The sequence below is a fragment of the Timaviella obliquedivisa GSE-PSE-MK23-08B genome, assembly GCA_019358855.1.
Taxonomy (GTDB): Bacteria; Cyanobacteriota; Cyanobacteriia; order Elainellales; family Elainellaceae; genus Timaviella; species Timaviella obliquedivisa.
Genome location: JAHHII010000005.1, coordinates 360384 through 381243 on the forward strand (window position 1 = coordinate 360384; position 20860 = coordinate 381243).

The 20860-nt window shown below is 48.2% G+C and carries 17 protein-coding genes; 10 read left to right on the forward strand and 7 right to left on the reverse strand.

What is annotated here, in order from left to right:
- Window positions 1–94 precede the first annotated feature (94 nt).
- The 3 genes from KME11_12105 (at window position 95) to KME11_12115 (ending at window position 3659) form a co-directional block, all read left to right on the forward strand.
- Window positions 95–802: a GGDEF domain-containing protein gene (locus KME11_12105; GenBank protein MBW4515952.1), complete on the forward strand. Its 708-nt coding sequence runs from the start codon at window positions 95–97 to the stop codon at window positions 800–802.
- Between the two features lie 308 nt (window positions 803–1110).
- Entirely contained in the window at window positions 1111–3021 is a 1911-nt protein-coding gene (gene uvrC / locus KME11_12110) for an excinuclease ABC subunit UvrC (protein ID MBW4515953.1), read from the forward strand.
- Entirely contained in the window at window positions 3018–3659 is a 642-nt protein-coding gene (locus tag KME11_12115) for a Uma2 family endonuclease (protein MBW4515954.1), read from the forward strand. The genes uvrC and KME11_12115 overlap by 4 nt, the downstream gene beginning before the upstream one ends.
- 39 nt (window positions 3660–3698) lie before the next feature.
- Here KME11_12115 and KME11_12120 read toward each other — a convergent pair whose 3' ends face one another.
- Window positions 3699–5810, reverse strand: coding sequence for a TIGR00300 family protein (locus KME11_12120; GenBank protein MBW4515955.1), 2112 nt, complete (start codon window positions 5808–5810; stop codon window positions 3699–3701).
- Between the two features lie 154 nt (window positions 5811–5964).
- On the opposite strand from KME11_12120, the gene KME11_12125 reads away from it, so the two are divergent.
- Window positions 5965–6564, forward strand: coding sequence for a Uma2 family endonuclease (locus KME11_12125; GenBank protein MBW4515956.1), 600 nt, complete (start codon window positions 5965–5967; stop codon window positions 6562–6564).
- 133 nt (window positions 6565–6697) lie between these two features.
- Here the strand turns inward: KME11_12125 and KME11_12130 are convergent, their stop codons facing one another.
- Complete coding sequence (locus tag KME11_12130; protein MBW4515957.1) at window positions 6698–7297, reverse strand: TetR/AcrR family transcriptional regulator; 600 nt, start codon at window positions 7295–7297, stop codon at window positions 6698–6700.
- Window positions 7298–7337: 40 nt separating this feature from the next.
- On the opposite strand from KME11_12130, the gene KME11_12135 reads away from it, so the two are divergent.
- Window positions 7338–7790 (forward strand): ester cyclase, encoded by a 453-nt coding sequence (locus KME11_12135; protein MBW4515958.1) that lies wholly within the window; start codon window positions 7338–7340, stop codon window positions 7788–7790.
- A gap of 125 nt (window positions 7791–7915) precedes the next feature.
- Window positions 7916–8707 (forward strand): Tab2/Atab2 family RNA-binding protein, encoded by a 792-nt coding sequence (locus tag KME11_12140; protein MBW4515959.1) that lies wholly within the window; start codon window positions 7916–7918, stop codon window positions 8705–8707.
- On the opposite strand, the gene KME11_12145 is transcribed toward KME11_12140, so the two are convergent.
- Window positions 8668–9258, reverse strand: coding sequence for a Ycf66 family protein (locus KME11_12145; protein MBW4515960.1), 591 nt, complete (start codon window positions 9256–9258; stop codon window positions 8668–8670). The two genes, KME11_12140 and KME11_12145, sit on opposite strands and share 40 nt — an antisense overlap.
- Before the next feature lie 123 nt (window positions 9259–9381).
- Entirely contained in the window at window positions 9382–10584 is a 1203-nt protein-coding gene (locus KME11_12150) for a deoxyhypusine synthase (GenBank protein ID MBW4515961.1), read from the reverse strand.
- Between the two features lie 618 nt (window positions 10585–11202).
- Here KME11_12150 and KME11_12155 point away from each other — a divergent pair.
- Window positions 11203–12480, forward strand: a complete 1278-nt coding sequence (locus KME11_12155) for a low-complexity tail membrane protein (GenBank protein ID MBW4515962.1) — start codon at window positions 11203–11205, stop codon at window positions 12478–12480.
- Between the two features lie 24 nt (window positions 12481–12504).
- On the opposite strand, the gene KME11_12160 is transcribed toward KME11_12155, so the two are convergent.
- Complete coding sequence (locus KME11_12160; protein ID MBW4515963.1) at window positions 12505–14352, reverse strand: ABC transporter ATP-binding protein/permease; 1848 nt, start codon at window positions 14350–14352, stop codon at window positions 12505–12507.
- A gap of 300 nt (window positions 14353–14652) precedes the next feature.
- Here KME11_12160 and KME11_12165 point away from each other — a divergent pair, with 300 nt between their 5' ends.
- Both KME11_12165 and KME11_12170 read left to right on the forward strand, forming a co-directional pair.
- On the forward strand, window positions 14653–15315 hold the full coding sequence (locus KME11_12165) for a MotA/TolQ/ExbB proton channel family protein (protein ID MBW4515964.1): 663 nt from the start codon (window positions 14653–14655) through the stop codon (window positions 15313–15315).
- Between the two features lie 33 nt (window positions 15316–15348).
- Window positions 15349–16056 carry a biopolymer transporter ExbD gene (locus tag KME11_12170; protein MBW4515965.1) on the forward strand — a complete coding sequence of 236 codons (708 nt, stop codon included), beginning with the start codon at window positions 15349–15351 and terminating at the stop codon, window positions 16054–16056.
- A gap of 21 nt (window positions 16057–16077) precedes the next feature.
- Here KME11_12170 and KME11_12175 read toward each other — a convergent pair whose 3' ends face one another.
- Complete coding sequence (locus tag KME11_12175; GenBank protein ID MBW4515966.1) at window positions 16078–17004, reverse strand: diguanylate cyclase; 927 nt, start codon at window positions 17002–17004, stop codon at window positions 16078–16080.
- A gap of 338 nt (window positions 17005–17342) precedes the next feature.
- On the opposite strand from KME11_12175, the gene alaS reads away from it, so the two are divergent.
- The gene (gene alaS, locus KME11_12180) at window positions 17343–19979 is read left to right on the forward strand and encodes an alanine--tRNA ligase (GenBank protein MBW4515967.1); all 2637 of its coding nucleotides are present in this window, start codon (window positions 17343–17345) and stop codon (window positions 19977–19979) included.
- A gap of 225 nt (window positions 19980–20204) precedes the next feature.
- Here the strand turns inward: alaS and KME11_12185 are convergent, their stop codons facing one another.
- A complete protein-coding gene (locus KME11_12185) occupies window positions 20205–20795 on the reverse strand; it encodes a chromophore lyase CpcT/CpeT (GenBank protein MBW4515968.1) in 591 nt (196 codons plus the stop codon).
- Window positions 20796–20860: the final 65 nt, after the last annotated feature.

Sequence of the window (20860 nt, forward strand, 5' to 3'; positions counted from 1 at the left end):
CTTTCAGTCTCTTCTCTAAGAGAACCAGGGTTTGTGTTATGACTTGGCAATGCCAAAATTCAGCCACACCCATTTTCAGATGCAATAGTCCTTATTGAAACTATTTAGACTTTTCAAGATACCAGGGAACGCTAAAGTAAAGAAAATTGCGATCGGGGCTTATGTAGGCGTTCCAATTGTTTATGACGATGGTGCTTTATTTGGTACTCTCTGTGCGATTCATCCTACGTCTCAGCCTGAAGCAATTGTGGCAGAACTTCCCTTGATTGAATTGTTAGCAAAATTGCTCAGTAGTTTACTTAATGCTGATCTAAAGTCCTCTGAACAAGCTCGTTGTGCTGAACAAGCCCGAGTCGAAGCCTTGACTGATATCTTGAGTGGACTATACAACCGTCGGGGGTGGGATCAACTGCTAGTCAATGAAGAAAAGCGATGTCGGCAGTATGGACATCCGGCTTGTATTATTGCAATTGACTTGGATGGCTTGAAGCAAGTCAATGACACACAGGGTCATGCAAAAGGCGATGAATTAATACACAAAGCGGGTCAAACTGTACGGCAAGCCATCCGCAAGCAAGATATTGCTGCTCGTGTGGGTGGGGATGAGTTTGCTATTCTGTGCGTAGAATGTAGTCTTATTAATGGTGAGGCGCTAATGGAGCGAATTAAGACTACTCTTGCTTTACATCCGGTTGATGCTTCTTTGGGAATTGCTGTACGAAAACCAAACGAAGGACTATTTGAAACTTGGGAAGAAGCTGATCGAGCGATGTATTTTTGCAAAAGAAGTCGCAGACTATAGTTTCCGTAACTCAACTTCAGGTACTCAATTCTCTTCTTGAGATTGAAAGCTTTGCTGGCATCCTTTGGAATTATTCAGTTTTACTAGAATTAACGAGAATATAGTCAAGACTTCAGAGGCTCTATGCCTTGGATAACTTGAATGTGAAAGTTGTCGGCAATTAGAAAAAATTTAATATCAACAGATACGCTACACGGTTGAAGGAAACCGTACGGTTCTACAATGCCGGATCGATCGCCAACACAGTATCCTAAAGGGAGTGAGTACATGAGTCCTCCTAACGCCCCCTAAAGTCTACACGTTTATCTGTGACGACTACCTCTTCTAAACCCCAACCTTTCTTTAAAGATCCCGATCGCCTTGAAGCTCGCCTCAAAGAGATTCCCCCAGAGCCGGGGGTTTACTTCATGCGGGATGCGACTGACCATATTTTATACATTGGTAAATCTAAAAAGCTGCGATCGCGGGTTCGCTCCTATTTTCGCGAATGCAATGACCATAACCCTCGTATTGCCTTGATGGTGATGCAGGTGGTTGATATCGAGTTTATCGTCACTGATACTGAAGCTGAGGCTTTGGCGCTAGAAGCCAATTTGATTAAACAGCATCAGCCTCACTTTAATGTGCTGCTGAAGGATGATAAAAAGTATCCTTATCTCTGTATTACCTGGTCGGAGGAATACCCTCGGATTTTTATCACGCGCAAACGCAAGTTAGGAAAACAGCGCGATCGCTATTATGGGCCTTATGTCGATGTTCACACGTTGCGCAGCACCTTACACTTAGTGCGACGAATTTTTCCGTTACGCCAACGCCCGCAGCCATTATTTAAAGACCGTCCCTGCTTAAACTATGACATTGGGCGCTGTCCTGGCGTGTGTCAAAAACTGGTTACGCCTGAAGACTACCGCAAAATTATTGCGCGTATTGCGATGATTTTTCAGGGAAGAACGACCGAACTGGAAGATATTTTGATGGCGCAGATGGAGAAAGCCTCGGAGGAGTTGAACTTCGAGGTGGCAGCACGATTGCGTGATCAAATTCGGGGCATTCAATCATTGGGGGCTGATCAGAAAGTGGCATTGCCAGATGATACGGTGTCGCGGGATGCGATCGCCCTCATGGCAGATGAACATCATGCCTGTATCCAGCTTTTCCAAATTCGCGCAGGTAAGTTAGTGGGGCGGCTGGGCTTTGTTGCCGATGCGCAGTCGGGTACGCCGGGCGCAATTTTGCAACGAGTGTTAGAAGAACATTATCAGTCGGTTGAAGGAGTCGAAATTCCGTTAGAAATTATGGTGCAGCATGAGCTACCTGAGACAGAAATTTTGACGGAATTTTTATCAGAGCGGAAGGGGCGGAAGGTTAGTATTTATATGCCTCAGCGCCAGACTAAGGCAGACTTGATTGATATGGTAGAGCGCAATGCCGGGTTTGAGTTAGCCCGGACTCAACGGTTTGCCGATCGCAACAACCAAGCTTTACTAGACTTGGCAGACGTGCTGGATATGCCCGACTTGCCGCACCGCATTGAGGGCTACGATATCTCTCATATTCAAGGGTCGGATGCGGTGGCTTCGCAGGTGGTATTTGTCGATGGCATTCCCGCAAAGCAGCACTATCGCCATTACAAAATTAAAGATCCAACGGTGCGATCGGGACATTCTGATGACTTTGCAAGTATGGCAGAGGTGATTGGTCGGCGCTTCCGGCGGTATGCCAAAGATCCATTGTTGAAGCGGGTAGGCAATCCTGACTTTCCTGATTTGGTGATGATTGATGGCGGTAAAGGGCAGTTGTCGGCGGTAGTGGAAGTGCTGCGCGAAATGAATTTGATGGAAGATATTCGCGTGGTCAGTTTGGCGAAGCAGCGGGAAGAGATTTTTCTGCCGGGTGAATCACTGCCGCTGAAGACAGAGGCGGAACAGTCGGGAGTTCAGCTTTTGCGGCGGCTCCGAGATGAGGCGCACCGATTTGCCGTTAGCTTCCATCGGCAACAGCGCAGCGATCGCATGAAGCGATCGCGTCTGGAAGAAATTTCAGGATTAGGTCACCATCGCCAAAAGCAATTGCTCGCCCATTTCCGGTCGATCGATTATTTACGAGAAGCTTCGGTAAAACAAATTGCTGAGGTGCAGGGAATTGGGGCGAAAATGGCGCAACAAATTTATGATTATTTTCATCCACAGATGACCGATCAAGAGGAGAACAAAACATGACGATTACTCTACTCTCAGGTGCAAGACAGCAAACCCAACATATCATTATGAGAGGCATAACTTGGGAGACTTACCAAAGACTGCTGAAAGATTTGGGCGATCATCGGTCTTCTCGACTTGCTTATGACCAAGAAGTTTTAGAAATTATTATGCCCTCCAGCTTACACGAGACTCTGAATCGGCTACTCGCTTTAATAATTACAACCTTAGTTGATGAACTTGACCTAAGAATCAAGAATTATGGTTCAACGACGCTAGACCGTGAAGACTTGGAAAAAGGCGCTGAACCTGATTCTTGCTTTTACATTCAAAATGTCGATCGCATCCTTGGCAAAAAGCTAAATCTGGAAACCGATCCACCACCAGATTTGGCAGTTGAGATTGATCTAGCCAGTTCTTCCCGTCGTCGCTTTGGCATTTACCTACAACTCCAAATCCCCGAAGTTTGGCGCTACACGCAACGGCAAGGCATCACCATTTATCAGCTTGTAGATGGGGACTACCAGGAGTGCGAATTTAGTCCAACGTTCTCGATGGTTTCTGGAGCAGCGTTAATGCAGTTTATACAACTTGCTGAAGAGGAAGATGACATTAGCGTCATTCGGGCACTACGTCAGTGGATTAAGGACAAGATCTAGATTCCGGACTTTTGGAACAGTCCGGAATCTAACGATCGCCTATACCATTTGGTTCACCTGGTAAGGGCTGGTCAGTTTACTCAACTGTTGCACCAGCAAGCTGAGAAACAATCCTACGTCTGTGACCACTCCGATCGACTCGACAGAACCGCGATCGCTGAGTTTAGTGACCACAGCCGGGTTGATATCGACACATACCATTTTTACACCTGCCGGAGTCATATTACCCACGCCAATGGAATGCAGCATAGAAGACAGCATGAGAATCATATCTGCGCCTTGAATCAGACGTGCATAATCGGCTTGCGCTTCCAATAAATCCATTTTTGTATCGGGCAGGGGACCATCATCTCGAATGGAACCTGCCAAAGAGAAAGGAATACTCTTCTGAATGCATTCGTAGAAAATGCCCGTCGTCAGCACACCTTGTTCAACTGCGTTCGCAATGCTGCCACAGCGACAAATGGTGTTAATGGCTTTAAGATGATGCCGATGACCGCCGCGCACCGAAACGCCCCGCTTCATATCCATGCCGAGAGACGTTCCCATTAAAGATTGCTCGATGTCATGCACCGCGATCGCATTCCCTCCCAGCAACGCTTGCACATAGCCTTCCCGAATCAAGCGCGCTAAGTGATCGCCCCCGCCTGTATGAATAGCGACAGGCCCAGATACGACAACAACTTTGCCGCCCTGATCCCGAATTCGGCGCAAATCCCAAGCAATTTGCTCAACCACTAATTCTACGCGGCGTTCGCTAGAAACCCCCGCTCCCATAAAGCTAAACTCTTGACGTTGCTCCCGCGCTTCAGGCTTGCGAATGGCGCGGATGCCTTCTACGCCGACAACGACATGTTCGCCGACCTGAACATCGCGCAATAGCTTACATTGGGCGATCGCTTTCCCAGCGTTATCAGAAACGACGATCGCCCCATCCATCCGCTGATTCTCTAGCCGCACCCATTGACTATTCACCCGTACCTCAGTCGGATAAATCGTAGTGACGTAGAAATCATCGGGAGCAACGCCCCTTAAAGTAACGGGTTCTAGTAAACAATCGCAAATCTCCTGCGGCAGACCCATTGCGCCCATGTCAATTAACTGTGACATGATGGTTTCCATCACCTCATGGGAAGGCGCTGTCACTTTGACCTCTGCCAAGGAAGGACTTTGCCGTTGCTCGCCCAAATTAAAGTTCAAAACCTGAAAGCTACCACTGCCTTCCACAATGAGATCAAGCGCCCGATTAATTAATCCATGATCTAACAACTGACCTTCTAATCGAATGGTGCGGCTCTCGGTTTTTTCAACCACGGGGTGAGCATGAATGACCGATTCTGTAGAGCGTAACGTCAGGCATTTAGCGGCTCCGCCTGCTTTCAAAAACTCTGTTAGCGGCGTTTCAATGATGCGAAAGCCAGCGTCTCCCAACTGTTCCTTCAAAGCATCACTGGCTTTGTTCATCACAATCAGCCTATCGATATTGACTGCGTTGCACGCAAAGTTTACGGCATCAAGTTCAGTAACAGCAATACGTTTCTCGGGCGGTACGTGCATTTCAATTCGCCGATTGGAGTATGAGTCGAAGGCGGGCGGATAATACAGCAAGTAGCCATCGGTCAGCGGACAAAAGCAAGTATCAAGATGATAAAAGCGTTCATCCATTAACCGCAAAGACAGGACTTCAATATCCAGCCATTTTGCTAAGTAAGGATGAGAATCTAACTCAGAGCGGAATCCGTAGCCTGCCCATAACCAACGTCCTTCCCGATCAAGCAAAGCATCGCCTGCCCCTTCAAACGGCAAGTCTTTAGGCAAAACATGAACTGTAAAGCCGTTTTCTTCAAACCATTGTTGAAAGTAAGGCTCTTCGCCTTGGCGTTCTTTGTGGAAAAAGCGACTGAGAACGGCAGTTTTTTCCAATACTAAGCCTGCATTGGCGGTAAATACTAAGTCGGGCACACCCTTCTGAGGCTGGATTAAATCGACTGTAGCATTGTCTTTCAAAATGCCGTAAAGCTTTTGCCATTGCTCAACAGCGCGATCGCGGGATGACTTATGAATGTTTCCCTCCATCCAAGGGTTAATAACGTAATCCACATCGTAGTGGTCAGGCGCGCACATCATGAACCGAATTGAAGAAGCACTCATAAAAAACCTTGGACGTAATGGGTTGAGATTGTTGTAATAAAACCAACTCTCTATTTTATTACGCGAATGGGCTTAGTTGAGGCAGCAAAAACGACAATGTAGATTAGATTGCTTTTACAATAAAGAAGAGATTTTATCAAAGGTTTGATTGTCCATGAATTCTCAAATGCTGACACAATCAGATATTCAGCCAGCCGAACAGCGACTGGTGTTAGAGGGAATCAGTTGGCAGCAATATGAAATACTTTTAGCAACCTTGGGTGATGATTTCCCCAATCTTCGGTTGAATTACCTGAAAGGTACTTTAGAAATTATGACCAATTCTCCAGAGCATGAAGAACTTAAAAAAGTTATCGGAATGCTTTTAGAGGCTTACTTTCAAGAAACTCGTACTCGCTTTCACGCACTCGGATCTACGACCTTTCGTAAAGCCATGAAACTTCGGGGTTTAGAGCCAGACGAATGTTACTGTTTGGGAACAAAAAAGGAATTCCCTGATTTGGCGATCGAGGTCGTTTTGACCAGTGGCATTGTCAACAAATTAGAGATTTACCAGGGTTTGGGCGTAGCAGAAATTTGGCAGTGGCAAGAGGGACAATTTGTAATTTTTCATTTACGCTCAACTGGGTATGAACAGATTCCTAATAGTGAACTTGTTCCGAGTCTTGATATTCAACTTTTAGCCAGTTATGTGAATCCAACTGAACAGTTTGATACAGTAATGGCGTTCCGAGATATCATTCGATGCCTTTAAGTTTTGACAGGAAAATCGAAGGAAATGCCTCGGCGTAGTAGTAGACGAGTTTGGGTTGCAAAATCGTCTACTACTAGGGTAGTCATCGATTCGTGATGTCGCAGTACTACAACGGGTAGTTATGCTGCTCAAGTTATTGGTTGGGAACTGCTTCAAGATTATTTATTTGAGTCAAAATGGTGTGAACGAGTCTGATTTCTGTTAAACGTTCTGTTGACTGGCTTGACGATGCCATCACAAACCAACCCAGCCTTACAGAGTAAACAATTTGGGCACGCACTTTGGCATCTATTTCGGAAAAGCCAAGCTGTAAGAACAAATTTTGGAGATAATCTAGTCGCTGTTGATCAATCTGATTGATCGCTGCTGCTGCTCTATCATCATTTACCGACCAAATGCGGACAGCTTTCTCTAGTCGATTGTCATCTTGGGCAGCAATCTCGAACAAACTCAATAATTTGGAGCTAGGAGAACTGTTTAACTCTTCAATCTGTGCAATTACGCTCTTGGTATTTCGGGCTTCCCACTCGTGCAATATTTCTGCCAATAGATCATCCCGATTTTTAAAGTGCCAATAAAAACTACCTCTGGTCACGTTTAGCAGCTTGGCTAAAGGGTCAATCTTAACCGCCTCAATTCCTTTGTCGATCAAGGTTTGGATGGCAATTGTCAGCCAATCTTGCCGACCTAGTTTGGATGCTAGCTCTTTTTCCATACAGTAGTGTATTGACATTCCAAAATGAGATTGCTACAGTCTTGCCATACACTACTGTATGTTGGATCAAAAGAAAAGTATTATGACTCAAGTAGAACAAAACAAATCGATCGCTCTACGCTTTGCCCAAGATGGGTGGGGCACAAATTCCAATTGGAAAAAGATTTGGGATGAGTTGATGAGTACTAATGTCATCTATCATTTCAATAGTTCCCTAGAGCCAATTGTTGGGCTGGAAGCCAACAAAGCATTCAACGCTAACCTCTTTCAAGGATTTCCTGACATTCATCACCAGATCGAGGATACGATCGCTGAAGGTGACAGAGTTGTCTATCGCACAACCCTACAGGGAACCCACACAGGCGAATTCCTAGGAATTCCACCTACGGGTAAATGTGTCAAGATCAATGACTTTACCTTACTCCGAATATCTGAAGATAAGATTTCGGAGTGGTGGTATGAGTGCAATTTATTGGCAGTGATGCAGCAACTTGGGTTGATGCCAGCCTAAGTCTAGATAACTAACAGCCAGCTAAAATTTTGGCGTTAGCATCTCGCTTGCACCACTTGTTTTTATAAGACTCCTTAGTATTGCCTTACCTATGGAGAGCGATCGAATTATGGGATCATGAAGTCATGAAAATTTGGCAAGCCGATTTCTATCGCCGTCCTCTCCAAACCGAGCCGAGTGGTCAACTATGGGAACTCCTAATTTGTGATGCAGAAGGACAGCAAATTCTGAGCGCCTTCTGTCCTCAACGCGAAGCCAATTCCCTATGGCTGACTCAGCAGATACAGAAAATTGCCGATCTTCCCGATCGCATTCAAGTCTTTCGTCCCCAATGTTTGAGCCTGCTGCAAGCCGCCTGTCAGCCTTCAGGAATTCTTGTTGAGCCAACCCGTCGTACGTTTGCACTCAAGCAGTTAATTGAGAAAAGATATGGCGTGATCGAGCTAGAGAAACCGCCGCCTGTGCCGTTGCCTGAAAATCTGTGGGGAGAACAGTGGCGTTTCGGAGCGATCGCTGCCCAAGATCTGGTTCCTATTTTTAGCAACCGCATCATTCCAGTCCGAGAAATGCCAGAAAGCCTGTTACCTAAAAATCTCAACCTTCCTTCTACGACTGCAATTCCTGGCGTAATCATTGATGGAGGACGACAGGCGATGCCGTTAGCAAGATGGGTAGAGCGATCGCGCCCCTACGCCCTGCAATCTATTCCCGGTGATCCAGATGGCTTAATTTTAGAGGCAGGATTAAGCGATCGCTGGATTCTAACCACGTTCGATGATACGGACGTAATGATTGCTGCTCAAACATTTCGGCAACGGCAACAAGCTGCTAAGGGACTTCATTTTTTATTGGTGCAACCGGATGATTCAGGGATGACCTATAGCGGGTTCTGGTTATTGAAGGGGGATGATTCTTGAACAGTTTTGGGAGGAGATTCTACTGATTCAGGAGATTCAGGGGGTGTGGGTTCAGATGGCGGAACGGGCTGTTCCCAAGATTTTACATCCCAGGATTTCACCGTCGTGCCGATTAATGCCGCACTCCAATCAAACAGCGCAATCATTAAACGCACCGATTTTTCGGCAAACTGGGTCACTTGATTGAGAGAAGACGATCGCCAGGAACTTTGTTGCAGATTAATCTGAAGTTGGCGAGCGCGATCGCGCAACACTCCGAGCAACAACGCTGGAGAGTGGGGCAAAGCTGCCCGTTGCGGCAAAGGAATTTGTTCCCACCGCATCTCCAGGACCTGCCAACCTAACCACCCTAGCAAAGAGACTGCCGCCATTTGTCCCAACAACACACCGCCAGTAATTCGTCCGGCACACACCCAAAGCACGAGGGCATAAAACATGCCAACGCCACTCCAAATTAAATCAGACTTCCGATGCACTTCCTCAAACAAAAAAGCAGCCAGGTAAAGCCCTAGACTGCCTAATCCCACAATTAATGCCAAAAGATAGGTCATAGTTTTTCCTGGGGCGAAGGAACTGACCTCCCAGTTGTATCGCAATCCTTCTAATCTTGGAATCAAAAGATCCCTAGCTGAGCCAGAGATCTTTTGGCAAATTAGCGATCGCTTTCCATCGGTCTACCGCGTCCGAATCGGGGTTCCGCAAGGATATGTCGCTACAGGTTCACGAGGCGCTTTCACTTCTATGGGCTGCTCTTCCGACCGAGGCTGTTCCGCTGAGTAAGATAGGGCTGCCAAGTAGTCCTGACGCAGCTTCTCGACTAATTCATCCCGGCGATCGTACAGCCGCTTGAGCGGACGGGGCGCACATTGGTTGATGACATACGCTGTCATGATGGGTAGGGCGATCGTGCTGTCGGTGTAGCAAACAACTGTGCTGGGCAGTTCTTCAGGGTCTACCTTGCCCCAGCTTACCGCTTCGGCTGGCGTTGCTCCAGACAATCCACCCGTGTCAGGGCGAGCATCGGTAACTTGGATGAAGTAATCATGACCGCGCTCTTCTAGCCCCAGCACCTCATGGATTTGGGGTTGAGTTTGCAGCAGGAAGTTTTTAGGACTGCCGCCGCCGATGATTAAGGCAGCGCTTTTACCTTCTACACCAGGCAACCCAGAATCACGGGCAGAATAGGCGATCGCCGCCGTTTCGTTAACATCCATCGACGGGTCAAGAATCAGCTTCGAGCCTTCTAATGCCAGCGCCGCCACGTTCATGCCAATGGAGCTATCTCCAGGCGAGGAAGTGTAAATAGGAACGCCACATTGATACGCCATGGACAGCAGGGAAGGATTTTCCACTCCTAATTGCTGCTCCACTTCGTAAACATACTTGCCCAGCAGATAATGAAACTCCGCCGTTCCCATCCGCTTTTGAAATGCCTCTGCCCGCAGCAATTCTCGAATAAATGCATCGGTTTCTAGCAATACATCGTAGCCAAACACAATGTCATAAATCCGAATTCGACCTTCTTGCCGCAGTTTCACATCATCAACAAATGGGTTGCTGGCATACAAATCTAGTCCTAAACCATAGTGCAGATCGTGGTAAAGATTTGCACCTGTACTGATGATCCAATCAACAAAGCCGTTGCGAATTAGCGGAGCCAAAACCGAAACCCCAAAACCTGCCGGAGTCATCGCCCCCGATAAACTGAGACCCACAGTCACGCCTGCTTGCATGACTTCGCGAGTTAGAAGCTGGCAGATTTCTCGTAAACGGGCAGAGTTGTAGGCAGTAAAGTAGCTGTCGATTAGGTCTACGACGCTAATTTCGGCGGGCATGGGTGAAGGCGCAATTTTACGGCTGAGGATTTTTTGAGACATGGTGATACTCCGAAGTTGAGAGAAGTGGACGGAAGACTAGGTGGAAGGGAGGAATCTAGATTTTGGAACACGTCTTGAAATCTAAAGTTCCCATTTAGACGCACTTAAGAATGACAAGACAAGCGGCTGAAGTGGCTTATCAACTCAGCATTCTTTGCTGAATTCCACCCATCTGCAACAGTCAAATTAGAGGTTCAACAAAAGCTTGTAGAATGCATTAAACAAAATGCACTCTACGTTAGTAATCAGATAATCAAAGTTATCGGTAAATTGCTTAAAGCTCGGGGATGAGCTTGCGATCGATCCAGTCTACGGAGATTAGCTACCTCGTAAACCTTAAGTTACAGATCGATCAGCCGATACTGGGCCCTTCGCAGCGCACTGCCCAGGACAGAGCCGGGTCAGTCAAGCGCTTCCGTTGTAATTTGACTTCTAGGTGCCAGAGTGGCATCCAGGAGCACGCAGTTGAGGAGAAAAGTTTCAACGTTCCGTAATCCTTTGCAACATCAGACTGATATAGCATAGCACTTGTGATTTAGGGTTCATCAGAATGATTACCGAACCCCTCTTTCCGGCTAACATGACACTGTTGCTTGCAAATGCCTTTAAAGGTGATTTATGCGATCGTTTCGCTCTGATCCTTATCTGTGGGTTCACTTGGCAGGGGTAGCGGCAGTCCCCATTTTTCTAGAACTGTGCCTCCTGGGTTTAGGGATGGGCAGATCTTTGATGCCAGTTTGGTTTGAGCTACTGTTTGTGGGTGGTTTGGGGATTGCGCCGATTCTTTGGATGCAGTGGCAGAAGCCATTCTGCATTTTTAGCTTGTTGCTGTTCTCTCTGCGACCAGATCATCTGAGTGAAGATCAGCGGAAGCTTTTAGGACTTTTTAAGAGTCCGGTTAATCAATTTTTGTCGGTAGGCGTAGCGGTCGTCATGGCGGGGGTGCTATGGCGGTTTTACCAGGTAGCCCCGATCGCCAATGGTCTAATTTTTCCGATGGCAACGCGCGGTACTGGGTTATTGGTGGCGGCGATCGCGTTCTTTTTTGCCAACCTTTTTCTCCAGGTGCCTGTCAGCGTAGGGCGGGTGCTTTTAATTGGCGATCGGACTTTTACGGCGACGCAGCCTTATCCAGTGGAGCAGGTGCCTACAGATTTTACGCTGTTGGGTTTTCGGGTGAATAGCATTTTGCCGACTTTGATTCCCAAGCCTTCTAAGCCTGTGATTATTCGTCCGGTGGAGCCAGTTAAGCCGAAGGTGACTGTAGTGGAGGAGACGGTGGTTGAGGAGGAACCGATCGTCGCTGTTGTGGAAGAGAGGGTTGGAGAAGCGATCGAGAGCATGGAAGAACGGGTTGAGAGTGTTGATGAGGCGATCGAGAGCGTGGAAAAACGGGTTGAGAGTGTTGATGAGGCGATCGAGAGCGCTGATCAGATGCTCCCTATTGAGATTGAACCTGCTCCAATGGAGGAGCAACCTGCTTTGATGGAAGGTGATTCTACTTCAGCGCCTTCAGAACATGATCAGGAAGGAGTAGAAGGGGTAGATGTAGAAGTAATTGCGTTGAGGGAAGAGATTGAGGGGGCGATCGCGGCAGTTGTTGAAGAGCCTGAAACGATCCTAGCGGAGGGAGTATTTGAGGAAGCGATCGCCCAGCAGGAGCCTGAAGTCGTTGGTTCAGAAATCATAGAGCTAGAAATCATCGAGTTAGACGGCGTTGCCTTGGTGGAGACGGATGCCTTCGCTGGTGTTGATGAAATTATTGAAGCTGTCGAGATTAAAGTGGTTGAGGTTGAGGTTAAAGTTGGTGAAACCGTTGGTGAAGAGGAAAGGGCGATCGCCCCTGAGCCTGTAGGGGAAGACTGGGGCGATGACGAAGATCTGGATGATTTATAAGTGATTGGATTTTAGGTGAAAAGTTTACTGATAGCCTGCTGCCTGCAACTCAAACAACCGGGCATATCCTCCCCCCGATTGCACCAAATCCTCATGCGTTCCGCTTTCTGTAATGCGACCGTTCTCCATCACCATAATCTGATCCGCCATCCGAACGGTCGAAAAGCGATGGGAGATGAGGATTGCCATTTGGTTTTGAGTCACGGCTCTAAAGTGATTAAAGATCTCGACTTCCGCTTCTGCGTCCATGGCTGAGGTGGGTTCATCAAGCACCAAAATATCGGCTTTGGTTCGCATAAATGCTCGTGACAATGCAATTTTCTGCCATTGCCCGCCCGATAGCTCTCGTCCACCCTTAAACCATTTGCCTAGACGGGTTTGAAACTTATCGGGCATGGATTCAATAAAAGGTCGAGCTGTCGCAATATCTGTGGCTTCTTCCCAGCGGGGCTGGTCTTCCAAATGATCGACATCGCCTACTCCAACGTTTTCGCCTACGGTAAATTGGTAGCGGACAAAGTTTTGAAAAATTACCCCAATGCGACGCTGCAACACGTTCACATCCCACTGGGCTAAGTCTAAGCCATCCAGCAAAATGCGCCCCGAATCGGGGCTATACAGGCGTGTTAGCAGCTTAATCAGCGTGGTTTTGCCGGAGCCATTCTTGCCAACGATCGCCAACTTTTCCCCCGGACGTAAGTGGAAGGAAATTTTGTAAAGGGCTGGCTCGTTGTTGCCTGGATAGGTGAACGATACGTTTTCAAAACGAATGCCATCGCCAGGAAGGGTGCCTCGCTGGGCATATCCGAGGGGAAGCGAAATTTCTTGTTCTAGAAATTCGTAAAGGTTAGATAAGTAGAGGCTGTCTTCGTACATCCCACCCACTGAAGTCAGGATAGATGAGAAGGTCGATTGTCCTTGACGGAAAACGACAAGATACATGGTCAGATCGCCTAGAGAAATGCGTCCGGCGATCGCCTCCCACACAATCCAAACATAGGTAGCGTAAAAGGTTGCAGTGCTGACTAAGCCTAGAAAATAGCTCCAAGTGCTTCGCTGCACCGTTAGATCCCGATCTTCAACGTAAAGGCGATTGAACGTGTTTCGATAGCGGTTCAGCAAAGTTTCACCCAATTGGTAAAGCTTGACTTCCATGGCAAAGTCTTCACGGGCAATCAGGTTTTCTAAATACTGCTGCTCTCGGGTTTCAGGGACACGCCACCGAAATAGACGAAAGGCTGCTCCGGCAAAGCGAGTTTCGGCTACAAAGGCCGGAATTGCTGCCAGCATTAGCATCAGCACGGCGATCGGCGAAAAGTTGAGCAATAATCCGCCAAAGGTAACCAACGACAAGCCATCTTTAACTAGACCAAATGTGCGCCCAACCAGGCTAAGGGGGCGCACCGAGGCTTCTCGTCGCGCCCGCGTCATTTTGTCGTAGAACTCAGAATCTTCAAAATGGGCTAAGTCAAGCGTTAAGGCTTTTTCTAAGATCAGCACGTTGACCTTTTGCCCCAACAGCACCCGCAGCAGCGATTGACATAGCGCCGTACCTTGCTGACAACCCGCAAGGAATGCCACGGCGATCGCTTCTATGGCTAAGTACTGAAGTGCCTGGAGGCGATCGATCGATCGCTGTGACTGGGCTGCCAACACTACTCCATCAACAATCAGCTTTCCTAAGTAAGCAATCCCGGCTGGAATTAGGCCTGCGATCAGGGTCAAAATAGCTAGAACTAAGGTTAGCTGACGATGAGTTGTCCAAACTAAGGCGACAGCACGACCACAGTACCGGAAGATAGAGAGGGTTCGAGAATTTTTTGCTTGGGGCGATCGATGAGCTCGAACCCGTTGAGATCTGGGAAATTTCATTCTTCAAAGATAGCGTTTTGCCTGCCGCCATTTCATCCCGACCCTGGAAGCAAGAGCCTGTAAAAAGATCGGAGGGAGATATCTTCACGTTACTGAAGGAACTTGCTTAAAAATTGAAATCCAACTGCCGGAGGTTGACCAATTCATCTATATTGGTTTGAAGCTAATCCACGCAATCAGCGGCAAAAACTTGGTTCTTATTAGATGAGTCTTTATAGAATGAGTGGCGATAGAACTTGTGGAGCATTCCTTCTTGTAAGTTCTTTCGTCACGATAAAATTGGGGAGGTAAACCGAAACTGTGAATATTGCTGAGCTATTTGAAAAAGGCGGCCCTACAATTTGGCCTCTGATGTTACTCTCATTTTTGACTTTAAGTGTGGTTATTGAACGGGCTTGGTTTTGGTCAAAAGTCTTGACCCATGAGCGCGAAATTGCGGGGCGCGTGCTAGAGGCGGCGCGGCGCGACTGGGGCGCGGCGGCAGAAATTGCCCGCAAATCGGTTAATCAGCCCATTGGTCGCTTCCTTTACTCTGCCCTAGAGCTTCAGAACCCCCAGCCCGACGTGTTTGAACTGGCACTGCAAGCCTCAGCCGATGAAGAGCTTGCTACCATGCGCCGAGGGGACAAGATTTTGGAAGCCGCTACTACTCTGGCTCCGCTGCTGGGTCTGCTGGGCACGGTACTGGGCTTAATTGGCTCTCTTAGCTCGATTCGCTTAGGCGATTTAGGAACTGATGCTACGGCAGGCGTGACCTTGGGAATCTCAGAATCTTTGATTAGTACCGCAATGGGGATGATTGTGGCGATCGTTTCGTTGGCGTTCTATCGACTGTTCCAAGGATTTGTCTCAGGGCAAGCGAAGGTGTTTCGACAGTCTGGAAATGATTTAGAACTGATTTATCGCCAAGACTGGTTGCAGCCTGCTGGAACAATGAGAGAAACGACTGAGCAGACTTTCTAATATATCCTCGCCCCTTACAAAGTTTTTGCCATGATGAAAATTGATGTTGACAGTACCGAGCCTGATGTTCGGATTGAGCTAGTTCCCTTAATTGATGTCATTTTTTGTATCCTCACCTTTTTTATCGTGGCGGCTGTCACGCTGACCCGTCAAGCAGCTATCAATGTCGATTTGCCTGCTGCCAAAACGGGCACGACTCAAATGCGGCAAATTTTAGTAGTCAGTATCGATCCGATTGGACAGACCTATGTGGAAAAAGACCCGGTGACGCAGTCTCAGTTGATGGATGCTTTGGTGAGATTTCGCAAAGAGAGTCCTGATGGATTGATGGTGCTTTATGCCTCGCGCGCTTCAAGCTACAACGATGTGGTGAGAGTGTTGGACTTGCTGCGATCGGTGGGTGGCACTCGCGTTGCCCTAGCCACACTTCCGGGCAGCAGTCAAGTTGATCAGTTTCCAGGTTCAAACCCTATTGGCGAGCCGTTTAATCCTTCTACTTTGCCGGGTTTAACGAACCCTGCACCCTCAGGACTCAGTCCTAACTCGCTTGAGCAAAACTCATTTAACCAAAACTCTCTGCCAGGGATTGGGTTACCTTCTGCTCAGCCAACTTTGCCCAGTTCGTCAAACAATCCTACCTCGCCTAGATTGAGCGCCCCCTCGACTCAACCTGGGTCTTCTCGTCTACCGTTGCCCAGCGGTGCAGGTCAGCCCAGCAATCAACCGGCTGGTAGGCAGTAGCTGAGATACGGCTAAAATTCTTCAATCTCCTCCAATAACCCGATCGCGTCCCGCAGTTTTTGCCCTGAGCAGTCGTTGATCGGCTCTCTCAAGTAGGCTAAGACCGTCAGCATCATCGTGGGGTTGTAGGGTGGCAGTTCCGGCACTAATGGTGACGTTTAACGCTAGGTCACTATTGACGACGAAGGGTTGTTCTCGGATCAGTTGGCAAATTCGGTTAGCGATCGCTTCTCCTTCTATGCTGTGAGTGTCGCTTAGAATAATGACAAATTCCTCGCCGCCGTAACGGTACGGGGTATCATAAAGCCGAAGGTTGTGCTGCAAACGGGTTGCTAAGATTTCTAAGGCGCGATCGCCGACCAGGTGTCCATGAGTATCATTAATGATCTTAAAAAAGTCTACGTCTATGATAACTAGACTAATCGGTTGCTTACGGGCACGGGCATTTGCAATAACTCGTGGCAGTTCCCACTCCAAAGAGCGGCGATTGCTAAGATTCGTGAGGGGATCTGAAAGCGCAATAGAACTTAGAAGATTGTTCTCTCGCATTAGGTTCTGATAGGCTAGCACTTGACGTAATCCTATCTGCATTTGGGCAAGGAGGAGTCTAGTAGAGCTAGAGTTAGGGTGTTGCAAGTCGAGCTTGAGATAAGCATCTGCCCCCTTCTCAAGCGCTTGAATATGAGAATCATTAGGGGGACGATCCTCAATGACAATACAGTAGATCCAGGCAAGGCGATGCTGGATTTTTATCTGTTCGCAGAGCTCAATTCCTCCCTGCTGCTGGGCTTGAATTAGCACAAGGTCTGGCTGTTGCACTTGAACGAGCCGCATTGCCTCAAACGGATTTGCAGCAACTTCCACTGTGAAGGTGGCAGAGTCATGAATTAAAGTTTGAAGGGCAGATCGAAAATTGTTCTCCCCAACGCAGATCAGTGAAGCGCTCATTTAAGTTTCTAATCTAAATCAAGGCAGAATACATCGTCAGGGCAATGGTTCCTTGGGATGAGCGCTGCCTGCCAAAAAGATGTGACGCTATTATGCATGAAGCTACTTCAAAGACATAATTGAAAATAGCAGGTCGGTATTGTCTAAAGTTACGCACTGCTACACATAAATCAGGACAGGCTCTCGACAAACATCATAGAATTCAGTAAATCCCGATCTAATGTCGTTCATTGTATACCGCACCAGTTTAGAGTCTAATGTCCATCTTTTTGCTCAAACGTATGGCAGAACCTAAAGCGGAACACCACTAATTCCTTCATTGAACTGTACAACTCCCCATGTCCATTCTCCTCAGCGGCTCCCAAATTCGGCAAACTTTCTTGACCTTCTATCAAGATCGGGGGCATCAAATTTTACCCAGTGCCTCTCTTATCCCTGAAGATCCTACGGTGCTTTTGACCATTGCTGGCATGTTACCTTTTAAGCCTATCTTTTTGGGGCAACGCACGGCAGAGTTTTTGCGAGCGACGACCTCCCAAAAGTGCATTCGGACAAACGACATCGAAAATGTTGGTCGGACGGCACGGCACCATACGTTTTTTGAGATGCTGGGCAATTTTAGCTTTGGCGATTATTTCAAGGAACAGGCGATCGCTTGGGCATGGGAACTCTCGACTCAGGTCTTTCGACTTCCGTGCGAACGACTGGTCGTGAGCGTGTTTCGAGAGGATGATGATGCTTTTGCGATTTGGCGTGATCAGGTGGGCGTGCCTATTCAGCGAATTATTCGCATGGACGAAGCGGATAACTTTTGGGTTTCGGGCGCGACGGGTCCCTGTGGGCCTTGCTCAGAGATTTATTACGATTTTCATCCAGAGCGAGGCGATGAAGGCATTGACTTAGAGGACGACACGCGCTTCATTGAGTTCTACAACCTCGTCTTCATGCAGTACAACCGAGACGCTGAAGGCAATCTAACGCCGCTGCAAAACCAGAATATTGACACGGGTTTGGGGCTAGAGCGGATGGCGCAGATTCTTCAAGAGGTGCCCAATAACTACGAGACGGACTTGATTTTCCCGATCATTAAAAAGGCGGCACAGATTGCTGGAATCGATTATTTTGCAGTGGATGAACCTACTCAAGTTTCGCTAAAAGTGATTGGGGATCATGTGCGATCGGTGGTTCATATGATTGCGGATGGGATCACGGCTTCTAACTTGGGGCGAGGCTATATTCTGCGGCGGCTGATTCGGCGGGTGGTGCGCCACGGGCGATTGATTGGCATTGAGCAGGACTTTACGGGCGAAGTGGCAGAGACTGCGATCGCTCTGGCTGAGGCGGCTTATCCTAGTGTCCGCGATCGGGAGACAGCGATTCAGACTGAGCTAAGAGCCGAAGAATCTCGCTTCCGCGAAACGTTAGACCGGGGAGAAAAGCTGCTCAACGAGGTTATTAGCCAGTTGACTGAGCAAGGCGGGCGAGGCGAAATATCGGGCGATGATGCCTTTACGCTTTATGACACCTTTGGCTTTCCACTGGAATTGACTCAAGAGGTCGCTGAAGAGAATAATTTAAGGGTTGATGTTGCCGGGTTTGAAAAGCGCATGGAAGAGCAGCGTGGGCGATCGCGCGAGGCGCAAGACACTATTGATCTAACCGTGCAATCGACCCTTGACCAATTGGCGGAACATCTGCATGAGACAAAATTTTTGGGCTATACCCAGGCTGTCAGTGAAGCAGAGTTAAAGGCGCTGCTAACAGAAGGGAAGGCAGTGGAGTCGGCGGTAGCTGGCACTGATGTGCAGCTAGTTCTCGATCAAACGCCTTTTTATGCAGAATCTGGCGGACAGGTGGGCGATCGCGGCTTCCTCTTTAACGATATGGTTCGGGTTCAAGTGAGGGACGTGCAAAAGGAAGGGAGTCTTTTCGTTCACTTTGGCACTGTGGAAGTGGGAATACTGGAGATAGGCGATCGGCTCACGGCTCAAGTTGATCTGGCAAGTCGGCGACGAGCACAGGCAAACCATACGGCAACCCATTTGCTGCAAGCAGCCTTGAAAAAGATTGTCGATGCCAACATCTCTCAAGCCGGTTCGTTAGTGGCGTTCGATCGCCTGCGTTTTGATTTCAACCTATCGCGGGCTGTGACACCAGACGAACTGCACCAAATTGAAGACCAAATTAACATTTGGATTACCGAAGCCCACGCCGCAGATATTGCAGTTATGCCTATTGCCCAAGCAAGAGCGAACGGTGCAGTGGCAATGTTTGGCGAAAAGTATGGCGATGAAGTGCGCGTCATTGACTTTCCGGGAGTATCGATGGAGCTTTGTGGCGGTGTTCACGTTAACAATACTGCCGAAATTGGACTGTTCAAGGTGATCTCAGAGTCGGGTGTGGCAGCAGGCATTCGTCGGATTGAGGCGGTTGCAGGGGCAGCGGTGTTGGAGTACTTGAATGTGCGAGAGAAAGTGGTACGAGAGTTAGGCGATCGTTTTAAGGTGAAGCCAGAAGAGTTGGGCGATCGGGTGATGGCATTACAGACCGAACTGAAGACGACTCAAAAGCAACTGGAATCTCTTAAGTCGGAATTAGCCTTAGCAAAGGCTGATCAGCTTCTTTCCCAAGCTGAAACTGTCGGCTCGTTCAAAATTATCATTGCTTCCCTAGAAAGTGTAGATGCCGAGTCTTTGAAGACTGCGGCAGAAAGTTTGTTACAGAAGTTGGGTGAAGGAGCCGTTGTGCTGGGATCAGTGCCGGAGCCAGAGAAAGTAAGTTTAGTAGCAGCGTTTAGCCCTAATGTGACTCAAAAAGGATTACAGGCAGGCAAGTTGATCGGTGCGATCGCCAAAATTTGCGGCGGCGGCGGCGGCGGTCGTCCTAACCTGGCACAAGCAGGCGGCAAAGATGCCAATAAGTTGCCAGACGCGCTTGAGGCTGCTCGTCAAACCCTGAAATCGGGGCTAGGCTGATGCCGACACAAAGAACGCTCTACTCAGAACCTAAATTAACCCAAAATAACGCACAAATTTAACCCTCCCTTTCGGGGGGCGTGGGGGAGTTAGGCCCCCACATCGCGGGGGTACGGGGGGAAGTCCCCCGGATCGCGGCACCGCCGCCCAACCAACTCCGCTTCAAAATCACCTCCCAGTTTTCTGAGCTTCCCAAGAACCTGTACCGTTAAAGCCAGCATTACCTCAAATGAGTAATTCTTTTGCAAAATCTTCGCACTTCTGAAACTCGTAAGCACCCATTAGCGCTCCCCATAGCCCCTGACCTGTATCAGGCTCAACGCCTCGGTCATAGCTCCAAAATTTGCCTGGACTGACTTCAAATCCCAAAACAACCTGCCGGGTCGCTCCATCGTACTGGAAGTAGCACTTTGCTCCTGGCGGTGGCACTGCCTTAAATCTACCTGCTTGTTCAGTCACCGTTAGCTCACATCCTGGCAGTGTTTCCAAATCATCCAAACTCAACGACTCCAATAAACTAGGATTTGCCCCTGCTCCTAGAAACTTCTCAGGCTGTTTCAATGCTAGATATTGCACTTGAAGAGAGTCTGAAGATGCTACGAGGACGGCAACGCGCTGACGATAAGGGCGATCGCACGTTAACGCATTTGCCTGTTCTGCAAACAGCGCCAGATTTCCTTCAATCCGCATGGGAAGAGGGCGATACCACAACCGAAGATGAACAAACCAAGTAGGCTGTTCCATTGCCTGAAGCTTGTTGTCAAACTCTCCGGCAATCAGTTGCGCCAGTGCAGTCAAATTTTGAGAAGAAGACATAAATTAGAGATCAAGAATTGAAAATTAGCACGATCTACCTGACGCAACTGTCATTTTAATAGATG